This is a genomic window from Hyalangium sp. (assembly GCF_035629615.1).
In the GTDB taxonomy this organism is placed as follows: Bacteria; Myxococcota; Myxococcia; order Myxococcales; family Myxococcaceae; genus Hyalangium.
Map to the genome: position 1 here is coordinate 17,933 of NZ_DASPHO010000384.1, position 13,543 is coordinate 31,475.

General features: G+C 69.0%; 4 protein-coding genes. All 4 read left to right on the forward strand.

Going from position 1 to position 13,543, the window contains the following annotated elements:
- The first annotated feature begins 279 nt into the window (after positions 1-279).
- Genes VD972_RS19610 through VD972_RS19625 form a run of 4 tightly spaced genes read left to right on the forward strand, consistent with a single transcriptional unit; the run spans position 280 to position 13,407 of the window.
- Positions 280-8,139 (forward strand): non-ribosomal peptide synthetase, encoded by a 7,860-nt coding sequence (locus VD972_RS19610; protein ID WP_324989199.1) that lies wholly within the window; start codon positions 280-282, stop codon positions 8,137-8,139.
- Positions 8,136-9,848, forward strand: a complete 1,713-nt coding sequence (locus tag VD972_RS19615; protein ID WP_324989201.1) for a thioester reductase domain-containing protein — start codon at positions 8,136-8,138, stop codon at positions 9,846-9,848. Before VD972_RS19610 ends, VD972_RS19615 begins: the two co-directional genes overlap by 4 nt.
- Positions 9,845-11,665 (forward strand): fatty acyl-AMP ligase, encoded by a 1,821-nt coding sequence (locus tag VD972_RS19620; protein WP_324989203.1) that lies wholly within the window; start codon positions 9,845-9,847, stop codon positions 11,663-11,665. The genes VD972_RS19615 and VD972_RS19620 overlap by 4 nt, the downstream gene beginning before the upstream one ends.
- On the forward strand, positions 11,662-13,407 hold the full coding sequence (locus VD972_RS19625; protein WP_324989205.1) for an acyl-CoA dehydrogenase family protein: 1,746 nt from the start codon (positions 11,662-11,664) through the stop codon (positions 13,405-13,407). Before VD972_RS19620 ends, VD972_RS19625 begins: the two co-directional genes overlap by 4 nt.
- The last annotated feature ends 136 nt before the right edge of the window (positions 13,408-13,543 follow it).

A 13,543-nucleotide genomic window follows, 5' to 3' on the forward strand; every position in this document is an offset into this window, starting at 1 on the left:
CGAGTGCGGGCGTGTCCGACTCGATGATTTCCAGGAAGAAGTCTTCATCGCCGACGTTCTTCATGTCGCCTGCCATGGGGAACTCCTTTACAGGCTCCTCAGCTGCGAGCCCCTGCTGCGGCGCGCCCTGGCACGTGCTCCTGATACGGCACAACGTCCTGGGTTTCCCCGGTTTACATTGTATTTCGCTAAAGCTGTTAAATTTGCTGTATCTGGATAATCTGGTCTCGACTTGACGTTGCCGTGCTCTATCAGCGAAACCTGTTGCAGATGAGTTACATGAAGAAGGCCGCTGAAGCGCGGGCTCCACGCTGGCCATTGTCGGCTGCCCAGCGTGGAGTGTGGGTTGCTCAACAGTTGGATCCCAGCAATCCGCGCTACAACTGTGGTGGGTACCTTGAGATCCATGGGCCCGTCGAGCCGGCGCTCCTCGAGGAAGCAGTGCGCAGGGCTGTCGCGGAGACCGAGCCGCTGCGCGTCCGGTTCATCGAGGATGCAGAGGGCCCGTGGCAGATCCTGGAGCCGTCGCCCCACGTCGCTCTCGACATCATCGATGTCAGCAGCGACCGGGACCCGTTGCAGTCCGCCGATGGGTGGATGAGGGACGATCTCCTCAGGCCGGTGGATCTCGGCCGCGGCCCCCTTGTCCACCACGCCCTCTTCCGAGTGGCGGCCGATCGATTTCTCTTCTACCTCCGCTATCACCACATCGTGATGGACGGCTTCGGCCAGCTGCTCTACTGGCGGAAGGTGGCCGAGCTCTACTCGGCGCTGGCGCGCGGCCGTGACGACGTGGCCACCGGCTTTGGCTCCCTCCAGAGTCTGCTGGAGGAGGACTCCGGCTACCGCGCCTCGCCGCAGTTCGAGCGCGACCAGAAGTTCTGGCGGGAGAAGTTCGCCGCGCCGCCCGAGACGGCTCGCCTCTCCAGCCGCGCGACGATGCTGTCCCGGGGCTTGCTGCGAAGGACGGCGCACCTCTCGCCTTCCAGCACGGACAAGCTGCGGGCGGCGGCTCAGCGCGCGCAGACACGCTGGTCCGTGATCGTGATCGCCGCAACGGCGGCCTACATGCACCGGCTGACCGGCATGGAGGAGATCGTCCTCGGCCTGCCGGTCTCCACCCGGCTGACACCTGTCTCGCGTTCGACCCCCTGCATGATGGCGAACGAGCTGCCGCTGCGACTGACGGTGCATCCGACCACGACGCTGGGTGAGCTCGTCCGGCAGGTGTCGGAGCAGGTGGGGCTGGTGCTGAAGCACCAGCGCTACCGTGGCGAGGACCTGCAGCAGGAGATCAGGTCCGCCGGGGGTGATCGGGATCTCTACGGCTCGGTCGTCAATGTGGTCTCGTTCGAGCACGCCGTGCAGTTCGCCGAGCATCCGGCGACCGCTCATTACCTCTCGTCGGGCCCGGTCCGGGAGCTCCTGATCGGCTTCTACGGCAAGTCCGATGCCTCGGAGCTGCAGCTCTACTTCGACGCGAACCCCGAGCTCTTCAGCGCGAATGACCTTGCCACGCATCAGCAGCGCTTCCTCCGCTTCCTGGAGGCGGTGACCGGTGCCGATCCCGCGGAGCCACTCCACGGCCTGGACCTCCTCCTGCCTGGAGAACGCCAGCAGCTGCTCGAGCAGCTCAACGCCACCGCGCGGCCCTACGATCTCTCGAAGTGTCTGCACGAGCTGATCGACGAGCAGGCCCGGCGTACCCCCGATGCGCCAGCCACTGCGGTGGCCGGCGGGACCATGAGCTACCGCGAGCTGGCCGATCGCTCCGATCGGCTTGCGGCCTACCTGCGCGAGCAGGGCGTGGGGGCTGGGCAGTACGTGGGGGTGTACGAGGAGCGCTCGCTCGAGCTGGTGGTCAGCCTGCTCGCGGTGCTCAAGGCTGGCGCGGCCTATGTCCCCCTCGACCCCGAGCTGCCCCTTCCCCGGGTGGAGTACCAGCTCCGCAACGCCAACATCCGCGTGGTGCTCAGCCGCTCGACGCTGCAGGGCCGGCTCGCCGGGCTCGCCGTCGAGCGGGTGCCGGTGGACGAGCTGCTTGCCAGGCTGCCAGCGCTGGCCACGCCGCTGCCACGGGCGGCCACCCCGGAGGACACCGCATATGTGATCTACACGTCGGGCTCGACCGGGCAGCCCAAGGGCGTCGCGGTGCCACACCGGGGTGTGGTCAACCGGCTGCTCTGGATGCAGGAGGAGTATCACCTCGGTCCCGCGGACTGCGTGCTGCAGAAGACGCCGTTCACCTTCGATGTGTCGGTCTGGGAGTTCTTCTGGCCGCTCCTCGTCGGGAGCCGGCTGTTCCTCGCGGAGCCCGGTGCGCACCGGGATCCCCGCTATGTGGCGAGGACGATCCGCGAGCAGGCCGTGACCACGCTGCACTTTGTCCCGCCCATGCTCGACCTGTTCCTGGCCGAGCCGGAGTCCGCTACCACGATGGGGCTGCGCAGGGTGGTCTGCAGTGGTGAGGCCCTGCGGCCAGAGACCGTCCGCGCGTTCTTTGAGCGGTTCGACGCCAAGGAGCACGGTGTCGAGCTGCACAACCTCTACGGGCCGACCGAGGCCTCCATCGACGTCACGTACTGGAAGTGCAGCCCGGAGGATGCCACGGGCTCGGTTCCCATCGGGCGCCCAGTGGCCAATACCAGCATCTACCTGCTCGACCAGAGCGGAGGGCTGACTCCGGTTGGCGTTCCAGGGGAGCTCTACATCGGGGGCGTCCAGGTGGCCTCGGGCTACGTCAATCGCCCCGAGCTGACGCAGGAGCGGTTCGTCCCCAATCCCTTTGGCCCCGGGAACCTGTACCGCACGGGTGATCTCGCCCGCTATCGCAAGGACGGGGCGATCGAGTTCCTCGGCCGGCTCGATCACCAGGTCAAGGTGCGCGGATTCCGGATCGAGCTGGGCGAGATCGAATCGGCGCTGCTGTCACACCCGGCCGTCGAGCAGGCCGTCGTCACGACCTGGGAGCGAACCCGCGGGGACCGTCGCCTCGTCGCCTATGTGGTCGCCAGAAAGCCGAGCGTGCCTGCGCAGGAGGAGCTGGTGGACTTCCTGGCCCGGCAGCTCCCCGAGTACATGGTCCCAGCGCATGTCCTGTTCCTGGACGCGCTCCCGCTGTCGCCCAACGGCAAGATCGATCGGCGCGCCTTGCCCGAGCCGACGGCGGTGTCGGCGGGTCCCACCGCACTGCCCGCCACGCCGGAGGAGCGGCTGCTGCACGAGGTGTGGCGCGAGGTGCTGGGGCTCCATCAGTTCGGCGTGGAAGACTCGTTCTTCTCGCTCGGTGGCGACTCGATGCAGAGCATCCGGGTCCGTGCCGCCCTGGAGAAGCGCGGCCACACGTTCACCATCCAGGAGCTCTTCCGCTTCCCGACCATCCGTGAGCTGGCAAAGCAGCTGCGCCCGCTGGACAGCAGCGCCTCGGGCCGCGCCCGCCTGGCGCCGTTCGAGCTGGTGCGTGCGGGGGATCGAGCGCGCCTGCCAGAGGGGCTGGAGGATGCCTACCCCCTGAGCGCGATGCAGGCAGGCATGCTGTTCCACGCCGAGTTTGACGACGAGACAGCCGTCTACCGGGTGGTGACCAGCCTTCATGTCGCTGCCAGGTTCGACGAGGCTGTGCTGCGCCGGGCCCTCGCGGACACCTTCCGCCGCCACCCGGCCCTGCGCAGCTCGTTCGACCTGTCCATCTACTCCGAGCCGCTCCAGCTGGTGCACCGCGAGGTAGAGGTGCCGCTGGAGATCGCCAACGATCTCGGCGGGCTCGATGAGGCCGCCCAGCGGCAGACCGTCCGGGAGTGGATCGATCGCGCGAAGTTCCGCCGGTTCGATCCGGCTGCGCCGCCGTTGCTCGCCTTCACGGTGCACCGGCGCGGCGAGGGCTCCTTCCAGCTCTCGGTGGTCGAACACCACGTGGTGCTCGATGGGTGGAGCGACTCGGCGATGCTCGAGGAGATCGTCTCCCGGTACCGCGCCCGGCTGTCCGGCGAGGAGCTGTGGCTGCCAGCGGTCCCCTCCATGTATCAGGACTTCGTGGCCGAGGAGCGGCGGATCCTGGCGGACGAGCAGGCCCGCCGCTTCTGGAAGACCTTGTTGGAGGGGGGGGAGGCAGCACCGCTGCCCCGGAGGGCCACGCTGCTGGGGGAGCAACGCCGCACCACGCACAGGTCCTTCGATGTGCCGCTCTCCGCCGAGGTCGCAGAGCGGCTGCGGCAGGCCGCCCGGCAGGAGGCGCTGCCCCTCAAGGCACTGCTCGCTACGGCACACGTGGCGGTGCTGCGACGGGTCTGCAGCTCCGATGAGGTGATCACGGGGGTCGTCTCCAACGGACGGCTGGAGGAGGAGGGGGGTGATGAGGTCATCGGCGTCTTCCTCAACACGCTCCCGTTGCGTGTCGACACGAAGGAGGCGAGCCTGCTCTCGACGGCGCGCCGGATCTTCGAGCATGAGCGGGACTCCGCGCCCTACCGGCGCTATCCCTTCGCTCAGATCCAGCGGGATCTCGGCGGGGCGCTCCAGCTGGACAGCTACGTCAACTTCATGGACTTCCACCAGCAGTGGCACGTGGGAGAGTCCGCGGACGCGCTGATCCTGGAGGGCATCGGGGTGGCCGAGACGAACTTCCCGCTCGCCGCCAACTTCCTGATTGATCCGGTGCATGGGCGCCTCCAGCTCTGGCTGGACTGTGACGTCTCGGTGCTGGACCTCGAGTTCTGCGAGCGCCTCACCGGTTACTACCGGCGGGCGCTGGAGGCCGTCGCGAGCACGCCCACGGCCAGCATCGCGGCGGTGGAGTTGATGGACCGGCGGGAGCTGGACCTGATCGCGGGTTGGAACGACACCGCGGTGGCGTACGACAAGGCGCTCACCGTGCACGGCCTGATCGAGCGTCAGGCCCGGCGGAGCGCTGAGGCGGCCGCCCTCGCGCACCGGTGGAGCCAGGTGAGCTACGCGGAGATGGACGCGCGCGCCAACCAGCTGGCCCATCAGCTCCGCGAGCTGGGCGTGCGGCGCAGAGATCTGGTCGGCGTGAGCCTGCGGCGCAGCGCGGACCTGGTCATCTCGCTGCTCGCGGTGCTCAAGGCTGGCGCGGCCTACGTGCCTCTTGATCCCGCCTTCCCGAAGAACCGCCTGGAGTTCATCGCGTCCGACGCAGGCATCCACTGCCTCATCACCGAGCGTGCGGGGCCTGCGGGCATCACTGCGGAGCGCGTCGTGCTCGTGGATGCCGACGCGGCGAGGATCGCCGCGCAGCCCAGGACATCCGTGGAGTCCGGAGCCAGCGGAGATGACCCGGCGTACGTCATCTACACGTCCGGCTCCACCGGCAAGCCGAAGGGCACGGTGGTCCGGCACCGCAACGTGGTCAACTTCTTCATGGGCATGGACGCTCGCATCGGCTGCGGGCCCCAGGACGTCGTGCTCGCGGTGACGAGCATGTCCTTCGACATCTCGGTGCTGGAGCTGCTGTGGCCGCTGACCCAGGGCGCCCAGGTGGTCGTTGCGGGTGAGCGGCTGATCAAGAACATGGTGCGGGACGAGGGCCTGCCGACCACCGCGCTGGGCTTCAGCCTGCTCTTGCCCGGGACTTCCTCTGCGCCCCTGTCCCCCGGCAGTCCCTCGCTGGCACAGCAGGTGGCCTCCTTCGCCCAGCAGCACGGCTTCGGGTTGGCCCGGAGCCAGGCAGGCAGCGGCACGCCAGCCACCGAGCGGCCCTCCTCGTCCCAGCAGGGGGAAGCGTCGCCGGAGTGGCTCTCGCCGACCAGCTCGGCAGAGTCCTTCGAGCGGGCTGGCAAGAAGGGCCTGAGTGTGACCACCCCGCTCCTGGGCCAGGGGCTCGACGAGCTCGCGGCGAAGATCAAGGCGTACCGGCGGGCTCGGGAGGAGCGCGGCTCCCCGTCAGCGGGCCGGCTCTCGGTCCTCCTGCCTGCCTTCGTGCTGGACGACGCCGAGGAGGCCAGGCACCGGGCCCGCGCACCGTTCAGGGAGTACCTGCGCACCAGCCCCGAGCTGCGGCCGCTGCTGGTGGCGGACAGTGACGGGGAGGCGGTCACCGACAAGGAGCTCGATCAGGCCGTCGAGCGGTACTTCGGACGCGCCGGCCTGTTCGGCTCTCCGGCCAGCACTGCGGATACGGTGAGGCAGCTCGCGCGGATCGGGGCGGATGAGGTGGCCTGCCAGGTCGACTTCGGGATCGCCGCGGACGACGTGGTCGCCGGCCTGTCCGGGCTGAACGCGCTGAGGGAGATCCACCGAGACGAGGTGGCGGAGACCGAGCATTCCTTCGCCGACCTGTGCAGCCGGCACCGCGCCACGCTCGTGCAGAGCACGCCGTCGTTCCTGGCGGCCGTGGTCGCCGAGCCGGTGGCCCTGGAGTCGCTCAAGGGCGCTCGCGCGGTGCTGGTGGGCGGTGAGGCGTTCCCGGGCGGGCTGGCGGAGCGGCTCGTCTCTGCGCTGCCAGAGGTGCGCATCTTCAACATGTACGGCCCCACGGAGACGACGATCTGGTCCACGGTGCACGAGCTGGATCCGGCGCGCGACACCCGGACGGGCGTCATCCCCATTGGTAAGCCGATCGCCAACACCGAAGTGCTGGTGCTGGACACCGCTCAGCAGCCGGTGCCGATCGGCGTCTCCGGAGAGCTGTGGATCGGCGGGGACGGCGTGGCCGGTGTCTACCTCAATCGCCCCGAGCTGACGGCGGAGCGGTTCCCCGTGCTCTCCTCGGAGAAGGGCCAGGTGTACCGCACCGGTGATCGGGCGCGCTGGCGCTCTGATGGCCTCCTGGAGTTCCTCGGCCGGGTCGATCGCCAGGTGAAGATCCTGGGCCACCGTGTCGAGCCCGACGAGGTGGAGAGCGTGCTCTCCCGGCACCCGCAGGTTGCGTCCCTCGCGGTCGTCGCTGTGACCAAGGAGTCCGGCTCGGCGGAGCTGGTCGCCTTCGTCTCCCCCAAGAATGACCTGGTCGATCTCGTGGCCGAGGATGCGCACGTGAAGCGCTGGGGCGAGGTCTGGGAGGGCGCATACACGGATTCGGAGACTGGGGCGCGAGCGGGTGACCCTGATCGCGACTTCTCCGGCTGGGCGAGCAGCTACACCGGTGAGCCGATCCCCCCGGCGGAGATGAGGGAGTGGCTTGGGCACACCGTTGGGCGCATCACCGCGCTGCAACCCCGCTCCGTGGTGGATGTCGGGGTCGGAGTCGGGCTGGTGCTGCGGGGGGTGGCTCCGCGCGTCGAGCGCTACCTGGGCATCGATGTCTCCGCGGCAGCCGTCCGGACCGCGGCGGCCACGATGGCAGGAGACAGCGGCCAGGTGCCGGCGCACATCCAGCTGCTCCAAGGTGACGCGAGCCACCTTGCCAGGCTGGAGCCGGACACCGGGAGCACGGTCGTGATGAACTCGGTGATCCAGTACTTCCCGGGCACGGACTACCTGGAGCGCGTGCTGCGCGAGGCGGTGCGGGTGGTCGGCGCACGCGGCGCGGTGTTCGTCGGGGACGTCCGCGATCTGGACCTGCTGGAGGCATTCCACGCCAGCGTCCAGCTGCACCGCGCGCCGGCGCTGATGCCGGTGAGGGAGCTCACGGCCGCAGTGGCCAGGCAGGTCGCCGCCGAGCGGGAGCTGTGCCTGTCCACGGGCTTCTTCCGCAAGCTGCCCGCTCAGCTGGGCGTGGCCTCCCAGGTGCGTATCGAGCTCAAGCGCGGCCATGCCGTCAACGAGCTGACCTGCTTCCGCTATGACGTGACGCTGTTGGGCGCGGAGCGGGCCCGCCAGCCCGGGGACGGCGAGGTGCTGCCGTGGTCGGCGTTCCCCGGTGGGCCGGCCTCGCTTGCCGGGCTGTCCCAGGTCCTGGACCGAACCGGCGCCACGAGCGGACTGACCATCACCGGTATTCCCAACCGGCGGCTCGTCCGCCCGCTGGCCCTGGTGCGGCTGCTGCGAGAAGCCGCCGCGACGGACATCGCGTGGGAGGTGGAACGTAGGCTGTGGGAAGCGGATGAGGCCACCGCCATGGATCCAGAGGATGTCGCAGCGCTGGCTGAGCAGCGGGGCCGCCAGGTCCGGCTGCTGGTCCCCAGCCATGGCCGCCTGGATGAGTTCGACGCCGTCTTTGAGCCGAGGGAGCAGCACTCATGAGCGCACCCACTCGCGCGGCCAATGAGCCGCTGATCTCGACCTCGGTGTCCGGGCTCCGGACCGCGCTGGCGAGCTTCGCCCGCGAGCACCTGCCCGAGGCCATGGTACCAACGCGCTTCGTGATCCTGGACGAGCTGCCGAAGCTGCCCAACGGCAAGGTCGACCGCAGCCGGCTGCCGACCCGGGACGCAGGCGAGCCAGCGGGGACGACGTACCTGCCGCCGAGCACTCCCGAGGAGATACGGATCGCACAGATCTGGCGGGATGTGCTGGGGGTGAGCCGGGTGGGCGTCGAGGACAGCTTCTTCGATCTCGGTGGGGACTCGCTGGCCGCCGCGCAGATGGCGGCCCGGGTGAAGGAGGAGTTTGGCGTCGCGTTGAGCCTGCGGCGCCTGTTCGAACACCCCACCGTCACCGAGCTGGCCCGAATGGTAGGCGCGAAGGCGCTCGTGGGCGCTGCGGGCACGGGCAGCCCGCGCAGCCTCAGCAACGAGGATCTCTTCGCCGAGGCGCAGCTGCCCGCGGACATCGTGCCGGCTCCGGACGCGGTTGCGCCTGCCTCCGCGCCCTACCGGACCATCCTGCTGACGGGGGCCACCGGCTACACCGGCGCGTACCTCCTGCGCGAGATCCTCGAGCACTCCGAGGCCAGGGTGTACGCGCTGGCCCGTGCGAAGGATGCACGGGATGCCGTCAACCGCGTGAGGCGGAACCTGGCGAGCTACGGGCTGTGGCGGGACAGCTATGAGAGCCGGGTGGTGGGAGTGGCTGGGGACCTGGGTCGGCCCTACTTCGGCGTGAGCCGGCCCGTGTACGAGGAGCTGGCGGAGCAGGTGGAGATGATCGTCCACAACGGGGCGCTGTCCAGCTACGCGCTGCCGTACCGGCGGCTCAAGGCCGTCAACGTGCTGGGCACCCAGGAGGTCCTCCGGCTCGCCTGCAAGAGGCGGATCAAGCCGCTGCACTTCATCTCCTCCCTTGCCGTGTTCCCGGGCCACCCGGGGGTTCATCACTTCAAGGAGGTGGAGGTGACCGACCCGGTGAACGTGCTCGGGGGCTACCGGCAGACGAAGTGGGTCTCGGACCGGCTCGTCACACTCGCTGGGCATCGGGGGCTCCCGGTGTCCATCTACCGGCCAGGCCTGATCACCGGTGCACAGGATACCGGCGCCTGCTCGACCGACACGTTCCTGAACGCCGCCATGAAGGGGTGCATCCAGCTCGGCGCGGCCCTGGACTTCGATGTGATGCTGGAGATGGTGCCGGTCGACTTCTGTGCCAAGGCCGTCGCGCACATCGCCTTGAGCGGGAAGAGGCACGGCATGCGGTTCCACCTCCCCAGCGCCACTCCCATGCGCTGGAGCCGGATGCTCGACCTGCTCGAGGAGTGCGGGTATCCGCTGCGGCGCGTGCCGTACCAGACCTGGTACCGCGAGCTGGCCGCCGCGGTGGAGCAGGGAGCGGACAACGCACTGACCCGGTTCTTCCCGCTGTTCGCCGAGGATATGCCTTCAGCGGACGTCGGCTACCCGGACAGTGAGCCGCACTTCGCGACGGACAATCTGGAGGAAGCCCTTGCCGGCTCGGGGATCGCGTGCCGGCCGATGGACGCGTCCTTCCTGTCCCTCTACCTCGAATACTTCGTCTCGACTGGCTACCTCCCCCCTCCCACACGGCAGGGGACAAGGGGCGGAGGTGTGCAGCCGTGAAGATTGGCTTCGAGCACGTCTCGAGTGTCACCGAGCTCATTCGTCAAAACGTAGGCGCCCGCCGCGATCAGGTGGCGGTGACGCTCGTGGGTGACCTGGACAAAGAGGGCGGAGCGAGCTCGCTGTCCTATCTCCAGCTCGATCACGAGGCCCGGAGGGTCGCGTCCTGGCTGCAGGCGCGGTTTCCCACCGGAGATCGGATCCTGCTGCTCTATCCCGTGGGCGTGGACTTCGTGGCAGGCTTCCTCGGCTGCCTGTACGCGGGAATGATCGCCGTACCCGCTCCGCTGCCCGGCCAGTACCAGCACCAGCGGCGGCGGGTAAAGGCGATCGCCAGGGATGCCAGCATCTCGGCCGTCCTCACCGACAGCGCGAACCTCTCGGCCGTGTCGGAGTGGGCCACGGCAGAGGGCCTGGCCCAGGTTCAGTGCCTGGCGACGGACACGGCGGACTTCGGCCAGCCGGATGCGTGGACGATGCCGCCCACAGGCCGCGAGACGATCGCGCTGCTTCAGTACACCTCCGGCTCCACGGGCAATCCAAAGGGGGTCATGGTCAGCCACCACAACCTGCTGCACAACGTGGACAGCTTCCGGCGGGGGCTGGGGTTCTCCGAGCAGACGCGGTTCGGCGGATGGATCCCGCTGTACCATGACATGGGGCTGATGGCGCAGCTGCTGCCCGCCCTGTTCCTCGGCAGCGACTGTGTGCTGATGACGCCCAACGCCTTCGTCATGCGGCCACACCTCTGGCTGCGGATGATCGAGAAGTACGGCATCGGGTACTCCGCGGCGCCCAACTTCGCGTACGAGCTGTGCCGCCGGCGTGTGACCGACGCACAGCTGGCTCAGCTCGACCTGTCCCGGTGGGAGTACGCCGCCAATGGCTCCGAGCCTGTCCAGGCCTCCACGCTGCTGGCCTTCGCCAAGAGGTTCGCTCCCGCAGGGTTCCGGGAGGACGCCCTGTGCCCGTGCTACGGGATGGCGGAGGCGACTGTCTACATCTCCGGCTGTGCGCACCGCCGGCCCGTCATCCACCACGTCGATGCCGCTCTGTGGGCACGGCATGAGTTCAAGCTGGCGGAGCCCGGCGCGGCCGGGCGGCACCTGGTCAGCTGCGGCGTGGCGCGAGACTACGATGTGCGCATCGTCGACCCGGACGCCCACCAGGTGCTCCCGGAGGGGCGCGTAGGCGAGATCTGGCTGCGGGGTGAGAGCGTCGCGCGTGGCTACTGGCGCAACGAGGAGGCCACTCGTGCGACCTTCCAGGCGAGCACGGGCGAGGGGGACGGCGGCTATCTGCGCACCGGTGATCTCGGCCTCATTCATGAGGGAGAGATCTACGTCACGGGCCGCATCAAGGAGATGCTGATCGTCCACGGGCGCAACCTCTACCCACAGGACATCGAGCACGAGGTCCGTGCCCAGCACCCCGAGCTCAGCACGCGTTTCGGCGCGGTCTTCACCGTCTCGGGATCTGACGAGGAGGAGGCCGTCGTCGTCACCCACGAGATCAAGGGCCGGTTCACCGAGGAGCGACTGCGCGAGATCACGTCCAGCATGAAGACGACCGTCTCCCGGGAGTTCGGCGTGCGCGTGGCCGGTGTCGTGCTGCTCAAGCCTGGCAGCGTGCAGCGCACCACGAGCGGGAAGATCCAGCGCTCCGCCATGCGCGAGCTCTTCCTCGCCAATGCGCTGAGCCTCATCCACGAGGATCTCGATCCGCAGGTGCGCAGCATGCGTCAGGCCCAGCCCCAGACCCTGCCTCCGGAGCTTCTGCAGGCCAGGAGCCCCGAGGAGGAGGGGAGCGCGGAATGACGGCGCGCACTCCATACGAGCAGGGCGCGCCCGCCTCGGAGCTCGAGCGCCTCTTGGGGAGCCTCTCCCACGAGGGCGGTCCCTTCTCGCCCGCGCGTTTCGCCGAGCTCGACCAGCTGGAAGAGTTCCCGGCGGACGCCTGTCGGGTGCTGAACGACTTTGGCCTGGGCCGGTACTACGTCCCCACGCGGCATGGCGGGCTTCAGGCCAGCTTCGAGGAGGTGGTGCAGCTGTGGCGCACGGTCGCCCGCCGCGATCTCACCGTCGCCGTCGCTCATGGGAAGACGTTCCTGGGCGCGGCCACCGTCTGGGTCGCGGGTGAGCCCGAGCAATGCGCACTCCTGGGGAAGGAGATTGCCGGAGGGACCGCTGTCTCCTGGGGGCTCACGGAGCGCCACCATGGCAGTGACCTCCTGGCGGGGGAGCTGACGGCGACGAGGACCGAGGACGGCTGGCGACTCAATGGGGAGAAGTGGTTGATCAACAACGCGACGCGTGGCGACATGATCTGCGTCCTCGCGCGCACGGCCCCCGCGGGCGGCCCGCGGGGCTTCAGCCTGCTGCTGGTAGACAAGCGGCGGCTGAGGGCGGGGAGCTATCACTGCCTGCCCAAGGAGCTGCTCCACGGCATCCGCGGCGCCGACATCAGCGGGCTCTCCTTCCAGGACGCGGATGTGCCCGCAGAGGCTCTCGTGGGAGGGCCTGGCGAAGGCATCGAGCTCGTCCTCAAGGCGCTGCAGTTCACCCGGACCGTCTGCGTGGCACTGTCGCTGGGTGCCGCCGATCATGCCCTGCGGCTCGCGGTCGACTTCGTCAGGCAGCGCAAGCTGTACGATCGGTACCTGGTCGAGCTGCCGAGGGTCCGCAGGACCCTGGGCGGGGCGGCGACCCTGCTGTTCCTCGCCGAGGCAGTCAGCGTGGTGGCAAGCCGGAGCCTCCATGCGCTGCCCCGGGAGATGAGCGTCGTCTCGGCCATCACAAAGGCCTTCGTCCCCACTCTGGCTGACGAGATGATCGGGCAACTCGGTGAGCTCCTGGGGGCCAGGGCCTTCATGAGCAACGTGTACTCGGACGGCATGTTCCAGAAGCTGGAGCGGGACCACCGGATCGTCGCCATCTTCGATGGGAGCACGCTGGTCAATCGGAATGCGGTGATCAACCTGTTCCCGGCGCTCGCACGCACCTACCGCAACAAGCGCCGGGACGAGACCGGCGTGACCGAGGCGGTGACGCTGACAGCGCCACTCCCCGGGTTCGAGCCCGAGCGGCTGAGCCTCCTGTCGAGCATGGGATGCAGCGTGGTCCAGAGCCTGCCCGATGCGGTTGAGCAGGTGCAGGCCATGGTCAGCCGCGGGGAGGGGACAGAGAGGGTGGCGCGTCTGGCCGAGGAGCTTCGAATGGCCACGGAGGAGGTCCTGCGGGAGATGGGCGCGTACACGCCGTCGCCCCGCGATGTGCCACCGGCGGCGTTCACGCTCGCGGCCCGCTACGAGCTGTGCTTCGCCGGGGCCGCCTGCCTGCAGCTCTGGCTGCGCAACCTGGAGTGGGCGTCCACGCGGCCCCTGTGGAAGGACGCCCTGTGGCTGGAGGCGTGCCTGGTGCAGGTTCTCGATCGGCTGCGGGTGAAGGCTGCCCTCGGGGAGGTCGAGGTCTACGACCGCCTGGCCGAAGCACTGATCGCGTGGCAGGGGAAGACCGCGTTCTCGCCGCTGACAGGTGGCGGGGCAGGGGAGGGGCCATGACGAACGAGCTCGCACCGCGCCACGCCGCCGAAGAGCTCGAGCAGCGGTTTGGCGACCCATGGGACAACGACAACCCGACTGGCTTCGCGGCGATCCTCGCCTCGGATGAGCGGGCTGAGATGCATGCGGCCGGTGA